Below are 20,660 nucleotides of genomic sequence, written 5' to 3'. Positions count from 1 at the left end.
CAGACTGCAATCGGGGGCAAGCCCCCTCCCACATTTTTACACCGGTTTCTACAGTGAGGTGTTCATGCTCTGGAAGTGCGCCAGCATCCGGTCTGCATCCGCCGCCGCGCCGCAGAACAACTCAAACGCCTTCACCGCCTGAAACACCGCCATTTCAGGGCTGAGTGCAATCGGGGGCAAGCCCCCTCCCACATTTTTACACCGGTTTCTACAGTGAGGTGTTCATGCTCTGGAAGTGCGCCAGCATCCGGTCTGCATCCGCCGCCGCGCCGCAGAACAACTCAAACGCCTTCACTGCCTGAAACACCGCCATATTGCCGCCATCCAGGGTGCGGCAACCCAGGGTACGGGCGTCACGCAGCAATTGGGTTTCCAACGGGAAATACACGATTTCCGCCACCCACAGCCCGGCGTGTAGCCACTCGGCCGGCACGGGTGTGCCGGGCAGCTTGGCCATGCCCATCGGGGTGGTATTGACCAAACCCTGCGCCTCGGCCATGGCGTTGGCCAAGTGGCTGCCGACCTGGGCGCGCCCGTCGCCAAAACTCCGGGCGAGGTTATCCACAAGCTCGCGCGCACGGGCGGTGTCCACGTCGAAAATGCTCAGTTGTTCCACGCCCTCGGCCAGCAGCGCGTGCGCCACTGCTGCGCCCGCACCGCCGGCGCCCATCTGCACCACGCGCTGGCGTGGCACATCATTGAAGTTGCGTCGGAAACCTTCGGCGAAGCCCAGGCAATCGGTGTTATGGCCGATGCGCTTGCCGCCTTTGAATACCACCGTATTAACCGCACCAATGCCCCTGGCCTCGTCGGACAATTCATCGAGCAACGGCAGGATCGCCTGCTTGCACGGGTAGGTAATGTTCAAGCCGGTGAAGTGCATCTGTTCAGCGGCACGCAGCAGATCGGGCAGGGCACGGCTGTCCAGGCGCTGCGCGTCCAGATCGATCAGGCGATACAAATAGCGCAAGCCCTGGGCGTCACCTTCCTGTTCATGCAGGGCGGGCGTGCGGGAGGCCTGGATGCCGGCGCCGATCAGGCCGGCGAGAACACGGGGTTTCATCACGCGCATCCTTTCAACGAGTGGCTGAAATGCTCCAGGGCCAAGTGGTAGCCATGGCTGCCAAATCCGGCCAGTACCGCCTTGGCGACGGGCGAGACAAAGGAGTGATGGCGAAACGCCTCACGGGCATGCACGTTGGATAAATGCACCTCGATCACCGGGACTTCGCTGGCCACCAGCGCATCGCGAATCGCCACCGAGGTGTGGGTCCATGCCGCCGGATTGATCACGATCCCGGCGCAACGGGCACGGGCGGCGTGAATCCAGTCGAGCAGTTCGCCTTCATGGTTGGTCTGGCGAAACTCGATGCTCAGCCCGAGTTTTTCGGCGCTGCGGCCACACAGGGCGGCGATGTCAGCCAGGGTTTCGTGACCGTAAGTGGCCGGCTCGCGGGTGCCGAGCAGGTTGAGATTGGGGCCGTTGAGCACCAGCACGATAGGCGGCATAGAGGGGTCTCCAGAGTTTTTATTGGTTGTGGAGATAAAATGTACTGAATGGTTAATTTGGTCAAACGAAGTTGCTGGAGTTGTTCGATTATCGAACCGTTAATCAGCAGGGCAGCTTCACTCGATGTGTTACGCCGGATTGCTGAGGGAACACGTTCTGCGGGCGTGGCCCAAGTATCCCCAGCTGTTGGCATGAGTGGTTACAACCCGGTATTCGCCGGTTTGTTCGTCGTTACTAATCTCTGACGCAGCTTCGTGAGCATGAAGCCGGTTGTCGGGTGACACGGGAAAATTGTTACCTGGCGGAAAATAACCTAACGGATGGGTTACGATGAGAGTAGGTGCTTACAAGGGATATGTAATCTCGGTATTTCTCAGGGATGAGCATTGCCCGCCCCATGTGCATGTCAGGGGCAAGGAATGGGATGCGCGTTTTCGTTTCAGTTTCGTGGACGGGGACGTTGAATTATGGGATGTGGAGCCTGAACGGAGGCAGCCACCCCTATCGGTTCTGAAGGAGATACGCGGGGCCATCATGCAACGGCATTACTTGGCGCGGGCACGCAGGATTTGGTGGGAAAAACTGCAGACGGTTTGCCTGGAGAATCATTCCTGGAATTGGGACGCTGGTGAGTTGGTTCCAGGGTTGGTCATTCGACAAGGCGTCTACGTCATCTCAAGCGCCAGGCACGACGTCGTAGAGCAACGGACTATTTTGAATCTGGTAAGAGCGCCAGATTGTGTGGGGATTAATTTATGAAAATCATAAAAGCCAAAGTCACACCTTATGTACCTCTCACTGATGCCGACGTTGACAAGGCAATCGCCCGAGGACGCAGGTTGAAACGCCTGTACGCCAACGCCAGCGATGTGCGTTATGAAAACGACTGCCTCTCCATTGGCTTCAGCGATGGTAGCCGCGTCATGTTGCCGGCGGCTGGCCTGCCGGAGTTCGAAGGGTTTTCAGAGAAAGATTTCCAGCAGTTGGAAGTGACTTTCGGTGGCAAGGCGATTAGCTGTGAGGCCCAGGACCTGGATGTTTCGATCACCGGCTTGATCGCTACAAGCCAACCTCTGATGGACCTGGCTACCAGCCTGGTGGCATCGCGCAACGGCCGCAAAAGCAGCGCTGCCAAATCCGCCGCCGCTCGTGCCAATGGCAAGAAGGGTGGCCGGCCACGCAAGGAGGTACCGCAGACCTCAGATCCAACAGACACTTGAATAACCAAATAGGGGAGCTGTAGGAGCGAGCTCGCGAAAAACTCATAGGCACCGCGTTTATCCAGGAAGCATGCGTTATCGTTGACGTTTTTCGCGCGCAAGCTCGCTCCTGCAAAAGCCTTAACTGGCGATACTCATACCCCGCAGATTACCGCCGGGTCAGCAATACACCCGATTCCATATGGTGCGTCCACGGGAACTGGTCAAACATCGCGCATTGAGTAATGCGATGCGTGTCATGCAGTTGCGCAATGTTCGCCGCCAGCGTCTCCGGGTTGCAGGAGATATACAGGATGTTGTCGAAACGCCGGGTCAGTTCGCAGGTGTCCGGGTCCATGCCGGCGCGGGGCGGGTCGACGAATACGCTGCCGAATTCGTAGCTTTTCAGGTCGATGCCGTGCAGGCGGCGGAACGGTCGCACTTCATTCAGCGCCTCGGTAAGTTCTTCGGCGGAAAGGCGCACCAGGGTGACGTTATCCACGCCATTTTCATCGAGGTTGCTCAGGGCCGCATTGACCGACGTCTTGCTGATTTCGGTGGCCAGCACCTTGCGCACGCGGGTCGCCAGCGGCAGGGTGAAATTGCCGTTGCCGCAGTACAGCTCCAGCAAGTCGTCCGGGCGATCGCCCAGGGCGTCGTACGCCCAGTTGAGCATCTTGCGGTTCACCGTGCCGTTGGGCTGGGTGAAGGCGCCTTCGGGTTGGCGGTAGCTGAACGTGCGGCCGCCGACCTCGAGTTTTTCCACCACGTAGTCGCGGCCGATGACATCGCGCTTGCCCTTGGAGCGACCGATGATGCTCACGTCCAGCTCGGCCGCCAGCTGGTTGGCGGCGGCGTGCCAGTGTTCGTCCAGCGGGCGGTGATAGCACAGGGTGATCATCGCGTCGCCGGCCAGGGTGGTCAGGAACTCCACCTGGAACAGCTTGTGGCTCAGGGCGGCGCTGGCTTGCCAGGCGGCCTTGAGCTGCGGCATCAATTGGTTGATGCGCTGGCTGGCAATGGGAAATTCTTCAATGAGGATCGGCGTGCGCTTGTCGTCCTGGGCGAACATGGCGTAGTGGCGATCCCCGCCTTCGCGCCACAGGCGGAACTCGGCGCGCAGGCGGAAGTTCTGCAGCGGCGAGTCGAAGACCTGCGGTTCGGGCGCGTCGAAGGGGGCCAACAGGTCACGCAAACGCGTGACCTTGTCTTGCAGTTGAACGGTGTAGTGTGCGGCGTCGAAAGTCATGCGTTGAACCAGCCCAGCTTGATCACGAACAGGATCGACAGAATCACCAGTGCCGGGTTCAGCTCACGGTAGCGGCCCGAAAGCAGCTTGATGGCGGTCCAGGCGATGAAACCGAAGGCGATGCCGTTGGCGATGGAGTAAGTGAAGGGCATCGCCAGGGCGGTGATCACCACCGGCGCTGCCACAGTAATGTCATCCCAGTCGATTTCGGCCAGGCCGGACGTCATCAACACCGCCACGAACAGCAGCGCCGGCGCGGTGGCGAAGGCCGGTACGCTGGCCGCCAGGGGCGAGAAGAACAGTGCCAGCAGGAACAGGATCGCGACCACGATGGCGGTCAAGCCGGTACGGCCACCGGCGCTCACGCCGGCGGCGGATTCGATGTAGCTGGTGGTGGTCGAGGTGCCCAGCAGCGAGCCGGCCATGGCCGCCGTACTGTCGGCGATCAGCGCACGGCCCATTTTCGGCATATGGCCGTCCTTGCCCATCAGGCCGGCGCGCTTGGCGACGCCGATCAGGGTGCCGGAGTTGTCGAACAGGTCGACGAACAGGAACGCAAAGATCACGCTGACCAGGCCGATATCCAGCGCGCCCTTGATGTCCAGTTGCAGGAAGGTCGGGGCCAGTGACGGTGGCATGGAGGTCACGCCGCCGAACGGGGTGACGCCCAGCAGGATCGAGACAATGGTCACCGCCAGGATGCCGATCAACACGGCACCGCGCACTGCCAGGGCTTCCAGCGCGACGATCAGCACGAAGCCCAGGGTTGCCAGGATCGGCGCCGGTTGTTTCAGATCGCCCAGGCCCACCAGCGTGGCCGGATTGGCGACCACGATACCGGCGTTGTGCAGGGCGATCAGCGCCAGGAACAGGCCGATACCGGCAGCAATCGCCGAGCGCAGGGGCAGGGGAATGCTGTTGATGATCCACTCACGGATACGGAAGATCGACAGCAGGAAGAACAGCACCGCCGAAATGAATACCGCCCCCAGCGCAACCTGCCAGGTGTGGCCCATGTGCAGCACCACGGTATAGGTAAAGAAGGCGTTCAGGCCCATGCCCGGCGCCAGCGCAATCGGGTAGTTGGCGATCAGGCCCATCACGGTGGAACCGATGGCCGCCGCCAGGCAGGTCGCGACAAACACTGCGCCTTTGTCCATGCCGGTTTCGCCGAGGATGCTCGGGTTGACGAACAGGATGTAGGCCATGGCAAGGAATGTGGTGATACCCGCGAGAATCTCGGTGCGCACATTGGTGTTGTGGGCTTTGAGTTGAAACAGCTTTTCCAGCATGCCGGCTCCCTGTGACGCTATCTTGCGTCGTGATTTGTTGACCTCTAAGTCAAAGCACAAACTGCGCCAAGCGCCTGTGGCTTCAGAGAGGATCGGAAAAAGCGGCGCATCATACCAGCAGCCGAGGCTGTGTGGCGCATGGCCTTGAGGCATACTGCAGCGACGTTCAACAGTGGGTCATCGACAGCATGAAAAAAGCCAACGTGTGGAGTCTAGCGCTGATCGCCAGTATCAGCCTGTGGCTGGGCGCAGCACCGGCGTGGGGCGCGACTGCACCGGCTTTGAGCGAGGTGCGGGTGTTCAAGGTCGAGTCGCCCACTTGCACGGAAACCATCCCGGAGCGCGTCACCGTCACTCAGATGTGTACACATCGCGGGCCAACCCAGGTGTCGGTGATGGAAGTGGGCCTGGGCAACAATCCGGTCGGGCGCTTCAACGGTGCGGTGCTCAATGGCCAGCGCACGGCGGTGTGCCAGGTCGGCAACATCAGCCAGGCGTGCAATGGCGCGGGCACGCTGATGGGCTATATCTATGTGTTCGACCTGAATGTCGAGGGCCCGGGGGACTTCATCTACAGCAATTCGTCGATCAACCCGCCGCAAAATACGTTGACCGCAACACTCAATATCCACTGATCAATCATCTTGAACGCTCAAAACCTCGGGAAGTCGTACCCCTGAGACGGCGATTTTCCTGAACGCCGCGGATGTACACCAACCCGTGAGGTGTTTATGAGCGCGACCCCCAATGGCGCGGCGGCCCAGCCGTACGTTGCCCACCCGATACGCTTGACCTTGAATGGCCAGGATCGCCAATTGAGTGTGCTGCCCTGGACCACCTTGCTGGACCTGCTGCGCGAACAACTGGACTTGGTTGGCAGCAAAAAGGGCTGTGACCACGGCCAATGCGGTGCCTGCACCGTGTTGCGTGACGGCAAACGCGTAAACGCCTGCCTGACCCTGGCCGTGATGTGTGACGGCGCCGAGCTGACCACCATCGAAGGCCTGGCCGACGGCGACCAATTGCATCCGATGCAGCAAGCCTTTATCAAGCACGATGCCTTCCAGTGCGGCTATTGCACCCCCGGCCAGATCTGCTCGGCGGTCGGCCTGGCCAACGAAGGCCGCGCCCACGACACTGCGCAGATCCAGGAATTGATGAGCGGCAACCTGTGCCGCTGCGGTGCCTACAGCAATATCCGCGACGCCATCGAAGACGCGCTGCCGGCGTGCCGCAACCGCGGAGGTGAGCAATGAATCCCTTCCAGTACAGCAAACCGGCCGATGTGCACGAGGCGGTGCACCTGAGCAGTGCGGCGTCGCGCTTCATTGCCGGCGGCACCAACCTGCTGGACCTGATGAAAGAGAACATCAGCCGCCCCGACCACTTGATTGATATCACCGGATTGCCGCTGCGCGCCATCGAAGAAACCGCCGAGGGCGGCCTGCTCATTGGCGCGCTGGTGAGCAATGCCGACCTGGCCTGGCACCCGCTGATCGAGCAGCGTTACCCGTTGCTGTCCCAGGCCATCCTGGCCGGGGCCTCGCCGCAACTGCGCAACATGGCCAGTACCGGTGGCAACCTGTTGCAACGCACCCGTTGCTACTATTTCTATGACGCCACGGTGCCGTGCAACAAGCGCGAGCCCGGCAGCGGCTGCCCGGCGCGCACCGGCTTGAATCGCATCCACGCAATCCTTGGCGCCAGCGCGCAATGCGTCGCCACGCACCCTTCGGACATGTGCGTGGCCCTGGCAGCGCTGGAGGCGCGGGTGCATGTGCAAGGGCGCGGCGGGGCGCGGGTTATCGAGTTTGCCGACTTCCACCGCCTGCCGGGTGATGCGCCGCAACGGGACAACCAATTGGCCGATGACGAACTGATCACCGCCGTGGAATTGCCCGCCGATAACCTGGCTCGCCACAGTCACTACCTGAAGATCCGCGACCGCGCGTCCTACGCGTTTGCGCTGGTGTCGGTTGCCGCTGCCTTGGAGTTGGACGGCGACGAGATCATCGACGCCCGCCTGGCCCTTGGCGGTGTGGCCCACAAACCCTGGCGTGACCGTGCGGTGGAGGCGTCTCTGATCGGCCGCACCGTCAGCCGCGAAACCTTCAGTAACGCCGCCGATGCCCTGCTGCAAGATGCCGAGCCGCTGCAACACAACGGCTTCAAGATCAAGCTGGCGCGTCGCGCAATCATTCGAGCACTGAGCGACGCTGCGGTCGCGGGAGAACAGCCATGAGTGCCATCGGCAAACCCCTGGACCGTGTCGACGGTCTGCTCAAGGTCACCGGCCAGGCGCGCTACGCCGGTGAATTTCCCGAAGACGGCCTGCTGCATGGCAGTGTGGTATCTAGCACCATCGCCAAAGGCCGGGTCATCCGGATCGATGCCTCCAGGGCCCTGGCCTTGCCGGGCGTGGTGGAAGTGATTGATCACCTCAATCGCCCCAGGATCGCCAGCTACGACGATGCCTTCGCCGATGCGGATGCCGCCGACGGCTCGTCGTTTCGCCCGCTGTACAACGACCGCGTGCTCTACAGCGGGCAGCCGCTGGCGCTGGTGATCGCCGATAACCTGGAGCTGGCCAGGCATGCCGGCTCGCTGGTGGAGATTGAATACGCGCCCGAAGACTTCGAGACGGACCTGATCACCCAGCAGGAATCGGCCCACCCTTCGCCGCAGACCCCGCCCGGCCCGCGTGGCAATTTCCAGGCCGAATGGGCCGGCGCCGCCATCAGCCTCGATCTGCACTACAGCACGCCCATCGAACACCATAACCCGATGGAACCCCACGCCAGCACCGTGCTGTACCAGCCGGACGGCACGCTGCATATCCACGACAAGACCCAGGGGCCGCAGAACTGCCAGGCCTATGTGCAGAAAGTGTTTGGCCTGGATAAAAGCCAGGTGCGCATCTTTGCCGCGTTTGTCGGCGGTGCCTTTGGTTCGGGCCTGCGCCCGCAGTACCAATTGCCGCTGGCGGTCATGGCATCGCTGGCATTGAAGCGCTCGGTACGCGTCACCCTGACCCGGCAGCAGATGTTCACCTTCGGCTACCGCCCGCGCACTTTGCAGCGCTTGCAGATGGGCGCCGCCGCCAACGGGCGCCTGCTGGCGCTGGGGCATACCGCAATCGGCCAGACCTCGCGCTTCGAGGATTTCAGCGAACACGTGGTGGAATGGAGCGGCATGCTCTACCACTGCGATAACGTGCAGTTGACCTACAAGCTGGTACCGCTGGACGTCTTCACCCCACTGGACATGCGCGCTCCCGGTGCTGCCCTGGGCGTGATCGGCCTGGAGTGCGCCATGGACGAACTGGCCTGTGCCCTGGCCATCGACCCGGTGCAACTGCGCCTGATCAACTACGCCGAGCGTAACCAGAACGAGGACAAACCCTGGTCGAGCAAGGCCCTGCGCGAGTGTTACAGCGAAGGCGCCGAGCGTTTCGGCTGGAGCCAGCGCAACCCCGAACCGCGCAGCATGCGCGACGGCCGCCAGTTGATCGGCTGGGGCATGGCCGGCGGGGTGTGGGAAGCCATGCAGATGAAAGCCAGTGCCAAGGCGCGCATCGACCGGGACGGAAAACTCACCGTCAGCAGCGCCACCACCGATATCGGTACCGGCACCTACACCGTGATGACCCAGATCGCGGCCCAGGCCAGCGGCGTGGCGATGGGCGATATCAGCTTCCTGCTGGGCGATTCGTCCTTGCCCACGGCGCCCTTGCAGGGCGGCTCGTTTACCGTGTCGTCCGTTGGTACCGCCGTGCAGCAGGCCTGTGAAGCGCTCAATGCGAAACTGCTGGAAACCGCGCGGCAGGTCTACCCGGTGTTCAAGGACGCCGAGTCCGTGCGATTCGAAGAGGGTCAGTTGCATACTGGCGATGTGAGTGTGTCGCTGGCGCAGTTGGTCAAGGACAGCGGTGAGGACGCGCTGGAGGTGCAGGTAGACAGCGAGCCTGACAAGAAGCGCGAGGGCTATGCCAGTGCCACCCATTCGGCGGTGTTTGTCGAAGTTCGCGTGGACGAGGACCTTGGCACCATCAAGGTCAGCCGCGTGGTCAGTGCGATTGCGGCCGGGCGTGTGGTCAATCCGAAAATGGCGCGCAGCCAGATCCTTGGTGGCGTGGTGTGGGGGATTGGCATGGCGCTGCATGAAGAGACTCAGGTTGATCATGAACTGGGACGCTACATGAACCACAGTCTGGCCGAGTACCATATCCCGGTGAATGCCGATATTGGCGAGATTGATGTGCTGTTTGTCGAAGAGCATGACGAGATCGTCAATGCCCTGGGGTCCAAGGGTGTGGGAGAGATCGGTATTGTCGGGGTGGCGGCGGCGGTGGCGAATGCTATCTATCACGCTACTGGCAAACGGGTTCGGGAGTTTCCGATTACCTTGGACAAGGTGCTCTAAAAGGCAGGGGGCAGCCCATAGCTGTTTTACTGATGCGCCACTGTCCAAATGTGGGAGGGGGCTTGCCCCCGATGGCGGCCTCTGGGCTGGCCAGGATGCTGGATTGGAACGAGTACATATCCGTTTCTGCGGTAACGGCTGCTAATGGTTCCGCTTTTACAGCGGCTCACTTTTGAAAAGCGCAAAAGTAAGCAAAACGCTCTTGCCCCACCACTCGGCACCTCGCCTAGGCTCGGTGTGCCCGAACGAAGGCTTGAATCCGTGGGCCGCCGCCCCGCGCCATCCATGGCGCGGGGCGGCTAACCCGGCGTCCTGCCGGGTTGCCCACGGATTCAAGCCTGCGTTCGGCCAGCGTGGTTTAACGGGGCGCCTAGGATCAAGAGCAGATCAAGATCAAGAGCGACTCGCTGCGCATCGTGGTTACGGTTGGCGCTACAAAGTTGCGTCGATAACTATGGCTATCCGGGGTTATCCGGGGCTGGCTATCGGGGGCAAGCCCCATGCCACATTTGACCTTATTGTCAAAGCGGGTCAGGCGGTGGTTTTCAAGGCCGTTTCTTCCACCGGAACATGCATACGGTCGCGGTTGGCCAGGGTCGGGAACAGTTTGATCCACACTCCGGTCACGACCAGCGTACCCACGCCGCCCATGACGACGGCGGGCACCGTGCCGAACCAGTGCGCGGTGATGCCCGATTCGAACTCACCCAGTTGATTGGATGCGCCGATAAACAAGCCGTTGACTGCGCTCACTCGGCCGCGCATTTCATCCGGTGTTTCCAGTTGCACGAACGAAGCCCGGATCACCATGCTGATCATGTCCGCCGCGCCGAGGACCACCAGTACGGCCAGGGAGAACCAGAACGAGGTCGACAGGCCGAACGCGATGGTCGCCACGCCGAACACGCCGACGGCGGTGAACATTACGCGTCCCACTTTGCGGTCCACCGAAAAGCGCGCCAGCCACAGTGACATCAGCAGCGCCCCCACCGCCGGTGCCGAGCGCAGCAGGCCCAGGCCCCAGGGGCCGGTCAACAGGATGTCCTTGGCGAACACCGGCAATAGCGCGGTGGCGCCGCCCAACAGTACGGCGAACAGGTCCAGGGAGATGGCGCCGAGGATGTCCGGCCGGCTGCGGATAAAGCGAATCCCGGCCAGTAACGAGTCGAGGGTGGCCTTGCCTTTGTTCAGCGGCGTCTGGCGGGCGGGGAGGTTCAGGGTCAGCCCGCAGGCGATCAGGTACAGCACCACGGTCGGGCCGTACACCCACACGCTGCCGAACGCGTAGAGCAAGCCGCCGAGGGCCGGGGCGACGATGGTCGCCAATTGCTGGGCCGATTGCGACGACGCCACGGCCCGGGGGAACAGCGTGGCGGGCACGATACTGGGCAGCATTGCCTGGGTGGTGGGCATTTCGAATGAACGGGCGGCGCCCAGCAGGAAGGCGAGAATGAAGATCATCTCGCGGGTTACGTTGCCGGTCAGCCCGCCGATGGCCAGGGACAGGGCAATCAGCGCCTGGACGGTCTGGCAGATGGCGGCGACCTTGCGTCGCTCATAGCGATCGGCCACGTGCCCGGTGTGCAGCATGAACAGCACACGCGGCACGAACTCCACCAGGCCGACCAATCCCAGGTCCAGCACATTGCCGGTCAGTTGGTAGAGGTTCCAGCCGATGGCCACGGTCAGCATCTGGAAGCCGCTGGCGGTAAAGATCCGCGCCAGCCAGAACGCGACGAAAGGGCGGTGGTGACGTAACAGCAACGCGGGTTCGCTAGACATTGGGCGTACAGGTCGGGGGTCGGAGTGAACATCGAGATTAGCATTATGTTGTAACAAAGAGTTGCAATAACTCGGGTGAGGCAAGCTGTCACGCGGCAAAAGACCACACAACCGGACAGCGCAAATGGGACTACTCTTTCAACGATGCTTGATCCAGATCAAAACCTGCCAGGGGATTGTTCTGGCGGTCGAAAGGCCAGACTCCCTGCGTGACGGGTAAAAAAAGAAACGAATTGAAATTCGCCACACTCCATATCCGTGGGGGCAGTGGGTGCAGGCTCCGAGCCCGCAGCCGGTATTACCTGACAGAGGAAGACTTATGTTCGGTTTGGAGGCGCTAGATCTCGCCCGAATTCAATTTGCGTTCACCATCTCGTTTCACATCCTGTTCCCGGCGATCACCATCGGCCTGGCCAGTTACCTCGCGGTGCTGGAGGGCTTGTGGCTCAAGACCCGCAATGACACCTACCGTGACCTCTACCATTTCTGGTCGAAGATCTTTGCCGTCAACTTCGGCATGGGCGTGGTCTCCGGCCTGGTCATGGCTTACCAGTTCGGCACCAACTGGAGCAGGTTCTCGGACTTCGCCGGCGCCGTCACCGGGCCGCTGCTGACGTACGAAGTGCTCACCGCCTTCTTCCTCGAAGCCGGTTTCCTGGGCGTGATGCTGTTTGGCTGGAACAAGGTAGGGCGCAACCTGCACTTCTTCTCCACCGTGATGGTGGCGATCGGTACGCTGATTTCGACGTTCTGGATTCTCTCCTCCAACAGCTGGATGCAGACACCCCAAGGCTTTGAAATCGTCGATGGCCGCGTGATCCCCACCGATTGGTTCGCCGTGGTCTTCAACCCCTCGTTCCCCTACCGCCTGGCGCACATGGCCACCGCTGCCTTCGTGGCCACGGCGTTCTTCGTCGGTTCGTCGGCGGCCTGGCACCTGCTGCGCGGCAAGGACAACCCGGCGATCCGCAAGATGCTCTCGATGGCAATGTGGATGGCCTTGATCGTCGCGCCGATCCAGGCGGTGATCGGCGACTTCCACGGCCTCAATACCCTGAAGCACCAACCGGCCAAAATCGCCGCGATTGAAGGTCACTGGGAAAACATCGGCAATGAACCCACGCCGCTGATCCTGTTCGGCTGGCCGGACATGAAGGCGGAAAAAACCAAGTACGCGGTGGAAATCCCTTACCTGGGCAGCCTGATCCTGACCCACTCGCTGGACAAACAGGTGCCGGCGCTCAAGGACTTCCCGCCTGAAGACCGGCCGAATTCGACCGTGGTGTTCTGGTCGTTCCGGGTCATGGTCGGCCTGGGTTTCCTGATGATCTTCACGGGGCTGTTCAGCCTGTGGCTGCGCCGCGGCGACAAGATGTACACGTCCAAGCCGTTCCTGTACCTGGCGTTGTGGATGGGCCCTTCAGGGTTGATCGCGATTCTCGCCGGCTGGTTCACCACCGAAATCGGCCGCCAGCCGTGGGTGGTCTACGGGCTGATGCGCACGGCGGATGCCTCTTCCGGGCATAGCCTGGCGCAGATGACTATCACCCTGGTGCTGTTCGTGGTGGTGTACTTCGCGCTGTTCGGCGCGGGCCTGGGTTACATGATGCGACTGGTGCGCAAAGGGCCTGTGGTTTACCAGGTCACCGAGCCGACCCAGGGTGGACCTGGCCAGAAACGTACCCCGGCGCGTCCGTTGTCCGCTGCCGATGATGGCACCGACAACGACCACGACGACATCCAGCACAAGGGGCATTGAGATGGGCATTGATCTTCCGCTGATCTGGGCCGTGATCATTATCTTCGGCATCATGATGTACGTGGTGATGGACGGCTTCGACCTGGGCATCGGCATCCTGTTTCCGTTCGTGAAGGGCAAGACCGACCGCGACGTCATGATGAACACCGTGGCGCCCGTCTGGGACGGTAACGAAACCTGGCTGGTATTGGGCGGCGCGGGGTTGTTCGGTGCGTTTCCGCTGGCCTATTCGGTGGTGTTGTCGGCGTTGTACCTGCCGCTGATCCTGATGTTGATCGGGCTGATCTTTCGCGGCGTGGCCTTCGAGTTCCGCTTCAAGGCCAAGGACCACAAGCGCCACCTGTGGGACAAGGCGTTTATCGGCGGCTCGCTGACGGCCACGTTCTTCCAGGGCGTGGCGCTGGGGGCGTTTATCGATGGCATTCCGGTGGTGAATCGCCAGTTCGCCGGTGGCTCGCTGGACTGGCTGACCCCGTTCACGATGTTCTGCGGCGTGGCGTTGATCGTGGCGTATGCCTTGCTCGGCTGCACCTGGCTGATCATGAAGACCGAAGGCAAGTTGCAGGAACAGATGCACAACCTGGCGCGCCCGCTGGCCTTCGTGGTGTTGGCGGTGATCGGTATCGTCAGCCTCTGGACGCCGCTGACCCACGCCGAAATCGCCTCGCGCTGGTTCACCCTGCCGAATCTGTTCTGGTTCCTGCCCGTGCCGCTGCTGGTGCTGGTGACGATGTACGGGTTGTTCCGCGCCGTGGCACGCCGGGCGCACTACACGCCGTTCCTGCTGACGCTGGTATTGATCTTCCTGGGTTACAGCGGCCTGGGGATCAGCCTGTGGCCGAACATCATTCCACCGTCAGTCTCGATCTGGGACGCCGCCGCGCCGCCGCAAAGCCAGGGCTTCATGCTGGTGGGGACCTTGTTCATCATTCCGTTCATCCTGGGCTACACCTTCTGGAGCTACTACGTGTTCCGCGGCAAGGTCACCCATGAAGACGGCTATCACTAGGAGGGTCGCAGCATGGCGGGCAAACCTTCGTTGCACGATATCGAACAGGCCGAGAAACAGCCGCTGTGGCGGCGCCTTGGATGGCTGGCGATGATCTGGACCGGCAGTGTGCTGGCCTTGTTTATCGTCGCCAGCCTGATGCGCATGTTCATGAACGCGGCCGGGCTGACCACCCACTGACATCCCGATCCGGGCTTTGCGGCCCGGTTTTTCAGCCCTGCTCTTCTTACCGGAAGGGCAGGGTTTTTTTATTTGCGCGCCTTGAGAATGACAAACTTGGGCGTGGCTGCCACTTGTTCGACGCCACGGAACAGGCGCGCCAATTTGCTGTGATAACCCAGGTGACGGTTACCGACGATATACAGCGCGCCACCCACCACCAGCGCCTCCCGCGCCTGCTGGAACATACGCCAGGCGAGAAAGTCGCCCACCACCTGCTGCTGGTGGAAAGGCGGGTTGCACAGCACCACGTCCAACGACTGCGGGTCCTGGCCGGCCAGGCCGTCGTCGGCGCGCACGATGACATCACGCCCGCCCAGCGCGACCTGCCAGTTTTCGGCAGCTGACTGCACCGCCATGAAGGACTCGTCCACCAGGGTGTAGTGCGCGTCGGGATTTTGCAGCGCGCTGGCAATTGCCAATACGCCGTTGCCGCAGCCAAGGTCGGCCACGCGGGCGCCGCCCAGGTTGTTCGGCAGGTGCGGCAGGAAGGCGCGCGTGCCGATGTCCAGGCCTTCGCGGCAGAACACGTTGGCATGGTTGAGCAGTTCGATGGCCGGGGTATCCAGCGAGTAGCGGGTAGGGTAGGGCGATACGGGCGCGGGGCGTTGCGCGACGGTGGCGATCAGCAGCCGGGCCTTCTTTGCCGCAAGCGTGGCATGCATCGGCCCGATATAACGCTCCAGCAGTTCACCAGCGGCGCGTGGCAAGTGTTTGACCATGGCCCCGGCGATCACTTCGGCGCCCGGTGCCAGTTGCCCCTGCAACCGGATCAACTGCTCTTCCAGCAGCGCCAGGGTCTTCGGCACACGCAGCAACACCCGATCGAATGGCCCGACCGGCACTTGGCTGGCCGGTACGAACGTTACCGCATCAAAGGCTTTACCGTTGCGCACCAGGTTTTTTCCCAGGCCTTGGGCGGCGAGGAACGAGTCCCCGCTGGAGGTCACCTGCACCTGGCCTGCAAGGCTGGCCGCGAGGGCGCCGAAGCTGTCATTAAGTACCAGCACACGGGTTTCCGCAGGGGGTTGCTGGCCGGCGAGGTGGTTGAGCAGGTATTCGTCGGCGGCATCGAAGGCTTGCAGCGGATCATTGTGTTGCTCGGGCTGACGGATCAAATCGAGCTGGGCGAAGGGGCTGTCAAGCAGGGGCATGGCGGGGGAGGCTCTGGGTAATCGACGGAACCGTCTGAGTGAACGGCGAGGCAACCTGTGAAAGGGCTGAATCAACACTCAGAATGGGCCGCAAATGTTACTTTTTTTTCAGCACGATGACATGCGGTGTTTCTTGTTTGGGTCAAAACAGTCCTGCTTTAGAGGCACTGAGCACGGCCTGGATCTTATTGTGCACGCCAAGTTTCTTGAAGGTACTGCTGATATGAAAGCCCACGGTACGCTCGGACAGGCAGAGAATGGCCGCGATCTCGGAAGCGGTCTTGCCCATGGCGGACCACTTGAGCACCTCCGTCTCCCGTGCGGTCAACTTGCTGGGCGTGTTGATATGGGCTTTGTCGGCGTATTTTTTTGCAACCACTGCATGCATCGCATGACAGAGCCACAACACCTGCCCGGCTTTTTCGTAAAGCTCTTCGGGGCTGACCTCGCCTTTGCCACGCGTCAGCGTGAGCATGCTGAATACACCCTGGAAATCATGGACCGCCTGGGTCCAGCCCAAGTGCACGCCAAACGACTGGGCCAACTCCCACAACTGGGGGGTACTGCTAAACGTTTTCGGGTCCCAGACAATGGGCAGGACACTGTTCTTGCAGTGGGATACAACAGGGTCTATTTCGAAGAAATGCGCTCGTTTGTAAATATTTCTCCATTCACTCGGATGGTTATCAAGATGTATGGGGTCTGTTTGGTTGCTTGGGGCTTGAGAACTCATCGTAAATGAGCAATGTTGGAATCCTAATTCATACGTGTGATTGACGACCATTTCAAACACGCTGGTGATTTCGCTCTCGCCCTCAAGCTTGGGCAGCCGTGTATTGCGCCATTTGACCATCGATTGCTCTCCATAGGTTTTCGTGTGACTTGGGTACGTCCTGATCCCAATGCGACTTGAATGGAAAGTGTAGGATAAGTCTTACTTGTGAGGCTGAAAAAAAACTCCTTGACCGCCTTGGGTCAGGCTGTAACAGCGTGGACAAGGACTGGGCTTTAGTCGGACTTATGGAAGAGAGCGCAGTTTTTCAATCATTTACGAATGATGTCAAAGTGACGCTATCGGTACGTTCGCCTTCGTGTTGTTGCGTATTGCGGGCGTATTGATAGCGAAATGTTTAGTTCGGTGTTGGGACGCTTTTTGTCACCGATTGTTACGCGCCTGACAGGGCCGTCGACTCGGTTGACTGTAATGCCATTACCAATCAGCGGTGTTTGCGCGGCGCGCTTTGAGAGACACTACGGCCCTGTGCAAAACGGAGCCCCCCCATGACGGCCAGTGCTGAGAAATTTACCCGCCAGACCTTGCTCGACGTGCAATCGCTGACTCCCAGCCTTTTCACCCTGCGCACCACGCGTGATGCCGGTTTTCGCTTTACCGCCGGCCAATTCGTGCGTCTGGGTGTCACCAAGGCGGATGGCAGTACCGTGTGGCGCGCCTACTCCATCGTGTCGTCGCCGTTTGACGAATACCTCGATTTCTTCTCCATCGTGGTTCCAGGCGGCGAGTTCACCAGTGAGTTGAGCCGCCTGAAAGTCGGCGATAGCTTGCTGGTGGAGCGCCAGGCCACGGGCTTTCTGACGCTGAACCGCTTTGTAGACGGGCGTGATCTGTGGCTGCTGGGCACCGGCACCGGGGTGGCACCGTTCCTGTCGATCCTGCAGGATTTCGAGGTGTGGGAGAAATTTGAACGTATCGTTCTGGTGTACAGCGCACGCGAGGCCAGGGAACTGGCATACCAGACGCTGATCAAGGACCTGGGCGAGCGCGAATACCTGGCCGAATACGCCCACAAGCTGATCTACATCCCTATCGTCACCCGCGAGCGGCATACGGGCGCATTGAACGGGCGCATCACCACCTTGATCGAGAACGGGGAGCTGGAGCGCGCGGCCGGCATCGCGTTGACGGCGCAACACTCCCGCGTGCTGATTTGCGGCAACCCGCAGATGGTCGATGACACGCGCCAGTTGCTCAAGCAGCGCGACATGCAACTGAGCCTGAGCCGACGCCCGGGCCAGGTGGCGGTGGAAAACTACTGGTAAAAAAAGGCGCCTCACAAGGCGCCTTTTTGCATCTGCCGGTCAGAGCGGTTTGTCGTTCTGTGCCTTGAGCAGGTCGCGAATCTCGCCCAGCAGCACCTCTTGCTTGGTCGGCGTCGGCGGCAGGCTCGGGGCTACGGCCTCTTCGCGCTTGAGGCGGTTGATCGCCTTTACACCCATGAAGATGGCGAAGGCGACGATCAAAAAGTCGACCACGCTCTGGATGAACTTGCCGTATGCCAGCACCACGGCGGGCGCATCGCCTTGCGCGGCTTTAAGCGTGATTGCCAGGTCGCCGAAGTCCACGCCACCGATCAACAGGCCGAGGGGCGGCATTACCACGTCGCCTACAAACGAGGAAACAATTTTGCCGAACGCAGCGCCGATGATAATACCGACGGCCATGTCGACCACATTACCTTTGACCGCGAAGGCCTTGAACTCACTGATCACGCCCATAAGTTATTCCTTGTTACAGATGAGAAGGGTGGAGGTCAGTGTAAGTCAGTCGTAGCGGGCTCGCGCGACACAACCTTTAACACTGTTGGTTTTTATCGACACATTAAAACGCAATTAGTTTGCAAAGTGCCACCAATCGCGCGCGGAATACGGCCAATTTCAGCGGGTTACCACATTTTTTTCTCAATCGCGCCTGTGGGGTTTTTCTATTTATCTTCTGACCCGCAGGTCACTAGCCTCTGGCAAGCACAACTGAATGTGCACTAAAAAAACCAGAGGAAACCTTGATGAACCATTCAATCAATCGCAGGCCCGTGTCGGCACGCCAAGCCTTGGCGTTGGTGACCGCCAGCCTGCTGACCCTCTCCGTGCAAGCCGCCAACCTGACCCGTGACAACGGCGCCGCTGTTGGCGATAACCAGAACTCGCAGACGGCCGGCGCCAATGGCCCCGTGCTGCTGCAGGACGTTCAATTGATTCAGAAGCTGCAGCGCTTCGACCGCGAACGTATCCCCGAGCGCGTGGTGCATGCCCGTGGCACGGGCGCCCATGGCACCTTCACCGTGACCGACAACCTCAGCGACCTGACCAAGGCCAAGGTATTTGCCGCCGGTGAAGCCACGCCGGTATTCGTGCGCTTCTCGGCCGTGGTCCACGGAAACCATTCCCCGGAAACCCTGCGCGACCCACGGGGCTTCGCCACCAAGTTCTATACCGCCGAAGGCAACTGGGACCTGGTCGGTAATAACTTCCCGACGTTCTTCATTCGCGATGCCATCAAGTTCCCGGACATGGTCCACGCATTCAAACCGGACCCGCGCACTAACCTGGACGATGACTCGCGTCGTTTCGACTTCTTCTCCCATGTTCCCGAGTCCACACGCACACTGACCGAGTTGTACTCGGACTCCGGCACGCCGGCCAGTTACCGGGAGATGGACGGCAACGGCGTACATGCCTACAAGTTGATCAACGCCAAGGGTGAAGTGCACTACGTCAAGTTTCACTGGAAGAGCCTGCAAGGCATCAAGAACCTTGACCCCAAGCAAGTCACCGAAGTGCAAGGGCGTGACTACAGCCATATGACCAATGACCTGGTCACCCATATCAACAAGGGCGACTTCCCCAAGTGGGACCTGTATGTGCAGGTGTTGAAACCTGAAGACCTGGCCAAGTTCGATTTCGACCCGCTGGACGCCACCAAGATCTGGCCAAATGTGCCGGAGCGCAAAGTCGGGCAAATGGTGCTCAATCGCAACCCGGGCAATGTTTTCCAGGAGACCGAACAAGTGGCGATGGCCCCGGCCAACCTGGTGCCGGGTATCGAGCCGTCGGAAGACCGCCTGCTGCAAGGTCGGGTGTTCTCCTACGCCGACACGCAAATGTACCGATTGGGCGCCAATGCCCTGCAACTGCCGATCAACGCCCCACGGGTCACCGTCAACAACGGCAACCAGGACGGCGCGCTGAACTTCGGCAAGACCACCACCGGCGTGAACTACCAGCCAAGCCGCCTGTTGCCACGGGAAGAGCCACAAGCTGCGCGCTACAGCCAGTCGCCGCTGTCGGGCAGCACCCAGCAGGCGAAGATTCAGCGTGAGCAGAACTTCAAGCAGGCCGGTGACTTGTATCGCTCCTACAGCAAGAAAGAACGTCAGGACCTGATCGACAACTTCGGCGGCTCGCTGGCGACCACCGATGATGAAAGCAAGCACATCATCCTGTCGTTCCTCTATAAGGCCGACCCGGAGTACGGCACCGGTGTGGCCAAGGTGGCCAAGGGTGACTTGGCGCGTGTCAAAGCACTGGCTGACAAACTGAGCGACTAACCACGCCCTCCTGTAGGAGCGAGCTTGCTCGCGAAGAACGTCAACGATAACGCGTACATCCTGGATGAATGCGTTGCCTTTGAGTTCTTCGCGAGCAAGCTCGCTCCTGCAAGGGGATCTTTCTCAAGGATCTTGATCATGCGTACGTTCATATGGGCACTGCTGGCCTGCTGTTCGTTCAGTGTGCTGGCTGAACAACCCCCATCCAATGACCCTGGTGCGCTCAAGGCGCAGCTTCAGGATTATTATTTCGACGCCGCCCGTCGTGGCGACCTCGACATGCTCAACACGTTCATTGAATCGGGCTACGCCCTGAATACTCAGGACGACAAGGGCTACACCGCCTTGATCCTCGCCGCCTATCACGGCCAGAGCGCCTACGTTGAGCGCCTGTTGGCCGCTGGCGCCGACGCCTGCGTGCAGGACAAACGCGGCAACACCGCGCTGATGGGCGCGATTTTCAAAGGCGAACTGCAAATCGCCCAGCGCTTGCTGGACACCGACTGCAACCCCGACCAACGCAACGGCGCGGGGCAGACGGCCGCCATGTACGCCGGGCTATTCAAACGCGTGGAATTGTTAAGCGATTTGAAGGCCAAAGGCGCCGACCTGAACGCCGAAGACCCCATCGGCAACAGCGCTTCACGCTTGGCCAACGGTGAAATCCGGACCCCGGCGCCGCGCTGAGCTATCATCGCGGTTTTTCGGTTGGAGGTTCTTCA

20 protein-coding genes and 1 pseudogene are annotated in these 20,660 nt (G+C 60.8%); 12 read left to right on the top strand and 9 right to left on the bottom strand.

The features are described from left to right. Positions 1–48 precede the first annotated feature (48 nt). The 3 genes and pseudogenes from BFQ00_RS29010 to aroQ all read right to left on the bottom strand — a co-directional run. Positions 49–153: pseudogene (locus BFQ00_RS29010) on the bottom strand (shikimate dehydrogenase); the annotation flags it as partial. 55 nt (positions 154–208) lie between these two features. Beyond that, positions 209–1,063, bottom strand: a complete 855-nt coding sequence (locus BFQ00_RS07485) for a shikimate dehydrogenase (RefSeq protein WP_065933062.1) — start codon at positions 1,061–1,063, stop codon at positions 209–211. Beyond that, on the bottom strand, positions 1,063–1,509 hold the full coding sequence (aroQ, locus tag BFQ00_RS07480) for a type II 3-dehydroquinate dehydratase (RefSeq protein ID WP_065933061.1): 447 nt from the start codon (positions 1,507–1,509) through the stop codon (positions 1,063–1,065). The genes BFQ00_RS07485 and aroQ overlap by 1 nt, the downstream gene beginning before the upstream one ends. Positions 1,510–1,840: 331 nt before the next feature. Between aroQ and BFQ00_RS07475 the strand changes: the two genes are divergently transcribed. Both BFQ00_RS07475 and BFQ00_RS07470 read left to right on the top strand, forming a co-directional pair. After that, positions 1,841–2,269, top strand: a complete 429-nt coding sequence (locus BFQ00_RS07475) for a DUF4160 domain-containing protein (protein WP_065886897.1) — start codon at positions 1,841–1,843, stop codon at positions 2,267–2,269. Next, on the top strand, positions 2,266–2,730 hold the full coding sequence (locus BFQ00_RS07470; protein ID WP_065886898.1) for a DUF2442 domain-containing protein: 465 nt from the start codon (positions 2,266–2,268) through the stop codon (positions 2,728–2,730). Before BFQ00_RS07475 ends, BFQ00_RS07470 begins: the two co-directional genes overlap by 4 nt. A gap of 148 nt (positions 2,731–2,878) precedes the next feature. On the opposite strand, the gene trmA is transcribed toward BFQ00_RS07470, so the two are convergent. Together trmA and BFQ00_RS07460 are read right to left on the bottom strand one after the other, a co-directional pair. Continuing rightward, positions 2,879–3,958: a tRNA (uridine(54)-C5)-methyltransferase TrmA gene (trmA, locus tag BFQ00_RS07465; RefSeq protein WP_065933060.1), complete on the bottom strand. Its 1,080-nt coding sequence runs from the start codon at positions 3,956–3,958 to the stop codon at positions 2,879–2,881. Then, entirely contained in the window at positions 3,955–5,250 is a 1,296-nt protein-coding gene (locus BFQ00_RS07460; protein ID WP_034117796.1) for an NCS2 family permease, read from the bottom strand. Before BFQ00_RS07460 ends, trmA begins: the two co-directional genes overlap by 4 nt. Before the next feature lie 188 nt (positions 5,251–5,438). On the opposite strand from BFQ00_RS07460, the gene BFQ00_RS07455 reads away from it, so the two are divergent. From BFQ00_RS07455 to BFQ00_RS07440, 4 genes are all read left to right on the top strand, one after another. Beyond that, positions 5,439–5,885: a DUF4879 domain-containing protein gene (locus BFQ00_RS07455; RefSeq protein ID WP_065933078.1), complete on the top strand. Its 447-nt coding sequence runs from the start codon at positions 5,439–5,441 to the stop codon at positions 5,883–5,885. Positions 5,886–5,981: 96 nt separating this feature from the next. Beyond that, the gene (locus BFQ00_RS07450; RefSeq protein WP_065886900.1) at positions 5,982–6,506 is read left to right on the top strand and encodes a (2Fe-2S)-binding protein; all 525 of its coding nucleotides are present in this window, start codon (positions 5,982–5,984) and stop codon (positions 6,504–6,506) included. Beyond that, positions 6,503–7,492 (top strand): FAD binding domain-containing protein, encoded by a 990-nt coding sequence (locus tag BFQ00_RS07445; protein WP_065886901.1) that lies wholly within the window; start codon positions 6,503–6,505, stop codon positions 7,490–7,492. Before BFQ00_RS07450 ends, BFQ00_RS07445 begins: the two co-directional genes overlap by 4 nt. Then, the gene (locus BFQ00_RS07440) at positions 7,489–9,672 is read left to right on the top strand and encodes a xanthine dehydrogenase family protein molybdopterin-binding subunit (protein ID WP_065933059.1); all 2,184 of its coding nucleotides are present in this window, start codon (positions 7,489–7,491) and stop codon (positions 9,670–9,672) included. The genes BFQ00_RS07445 and BFQ00_RS07440 overlap by 4 nt, the downstream gene beginning before the upstream one ends. Positions 9,673–10,203: 531 nt before the next feature. Here BFQ00_RS07440 and BFQ00_RS07435 read toward each other — a convergent pair. Further along, positions 10,204–11,454 carry an MFS transporter gene (locus BFQ00_RS07435; protein ID WP_065933058.1) on the bottom strand — a complete coding sequence of 417 codons (1,251 nt, stop codon included), beginning with the start codon at positions 11,452–11,454 and terminating at the stop codon, positions 10,204–10,206. Between the two features lie 319 nt (positions 11,455–11,773). On the opposite strand from BFQ00_RS07435, the gene BFQ00_RS07430 reads away from it, so the two are divergent. Genes BFQ00_RS07430 through BFQ00_RS07420 form a run of 3 tightly spaced genes read left to right on the top strand, consistent with a single transcriptional unit; the run spans position 11,774 to position 14,402 of the window. Next, positions 11,774–13,213: a cytochrome ubiquinol oxidase subunit I gene (locus BFQ00_RS07430; protein WP_065897633.1), complete on the top strand. Its 1,440-nt coding sequence runs from the start codon at positions 11,774–11,776 to the stop codon at positions 13,211–13,213. A 1-nt stretch (position 13,214) separates the two neighbouring features. Beyond that, positions 13,215–14,222 (top strand): cytochrome d ubiquinol oxidase subunit II, encoded by a 1,008-nt coding sequence (cydB, locus tag BFQ00_RS07425; protein WP_065886905.1) that lies wholly within the window; start codon positions 13,215–13,217, stop codon positions 14,220–14,222. 12 nt (positions 14,223–14,234) lie between these two features. Continuing rightward, the gene (locus tag BFQ00_RS07420) at positions 14,235–14,402 is read left to right on the top strand and encodes a DUF2474 domain-containing protein (RefSeq protein WP_065886906.1); all 168 of its coding nucleotides are present in this window, start codon (positions 14,235–14,237) and stop codon (positions 14,400–14,402) included. A 68-nt stretch (positions 14,403–14,470) separates the two neighbouring features. Here BFQ00_RS07420 and BFQ00_RS07415 read toward each other — a convergent pair whose 3' ends face one another. Both BFQ00_RS07415 and BFQ00_RS07410 read right to left on the bottom strand, forming a co-directional pair. Next, entirely contained in the window at positions 14,471–15,595 is a 1,125-nt protein-coding gene (locus tag BFQ00_RS07415; RefSeq protein ID WP_065933057.1) for a methyltransferase, read from the bottom strand. A 142-nt stretch (positions 15,596–15,737) separates the two neighbouring features. After that, the gene (locus tag BFQ00_RS07410) at positions 15,738–16,448 is read right to left on the bottom strand and encodes a helix-turn-helix transcriptional regulator (protein WP_065886908.1); all 711 of its coding nucleotides are present in this window, start codon (positions 16,446–16,448) and stop codon (positions 15,738–15,740) included. Positions 16,449–16,876: 428 nt separating this feature from the next. Here BFQ00_RS07410 and BFQ00_RS07405 point away from each other — a divergent pair, with 428 nt between their 5' ends. Next, positions 16,877–17,653, top strand: coding sequence for a ferredoxin--NADP reductase (locus tag BFQ00_RS07405; RefSeq protein WP_065886909.1), 777 nt, complete (start codon positions 16,877–16,879; stop codon positions 17,651–17,653). A 39-nt stretch (positions 17,654–17,692) separates the two neighbouring features. On the opposite strand, the gene mscL is transcribed toward BFQ00_RS07405, so the two are convergent. Further along, positions 17,693–18,109 (bottom strand): large-conductance mechanosensitive channel protein MscL, encoded by a 417-nt coding sequence (mscL, locus tag BFQ00_RS07400; protein ID WP_065886910.1) that lies wholly within the window; start codon positions 18,107–18,109, stop codon positions 17,693–17,695. 287 nt (positions 18,110–18,396) lie between these two features. Here mscL and katB point away from each other — a divergent pair, with 287 nt between their 5' ends. Both katB and BFQ00_RS07390 read left to right on the top strand, forming a co-directional pair. Next, positions 18,397–19,938, top strand: a complete 1,542-nt coding sequence (gene katB / locus BFQ00_RS07395; RefSeq protein WP_065933056.1) for a catalase KatB — start codon at positions 18,397–18,399, stop codon at positions 19,936–19,938. A gap of 138 nt (positions 19,939–20,076) precedes the next feature. Beyond that, on the top strand, positions 20,077–20,625 hold the full coding sequence (locus BFQ00_RS07390) for an ankyrin repeat domain-containing protein (protein WP_065933055.1): 549 nt from the start codon (positions 20,077–20,079) through the stop codon (positions 20,623–20,625). Positions 20,626–20,660: the final 35 nt, after the last annotated feature.

It is taken from the genome of Pseudomonas sp. 28 E 9, from assembly GCF_900004785.1.
GTDB classification, from domain to species: domain Bacteria; phylum Pseudomonadota; class Gammaproteobacteria; order Pseudomonadales; family Pseudomonadaceae; genus Aquipseudomonas; species Aquipseudomonas orientalis_A.
This window is presented reverse-complemented; position numbering and strand designations above follow the sequence as displayed.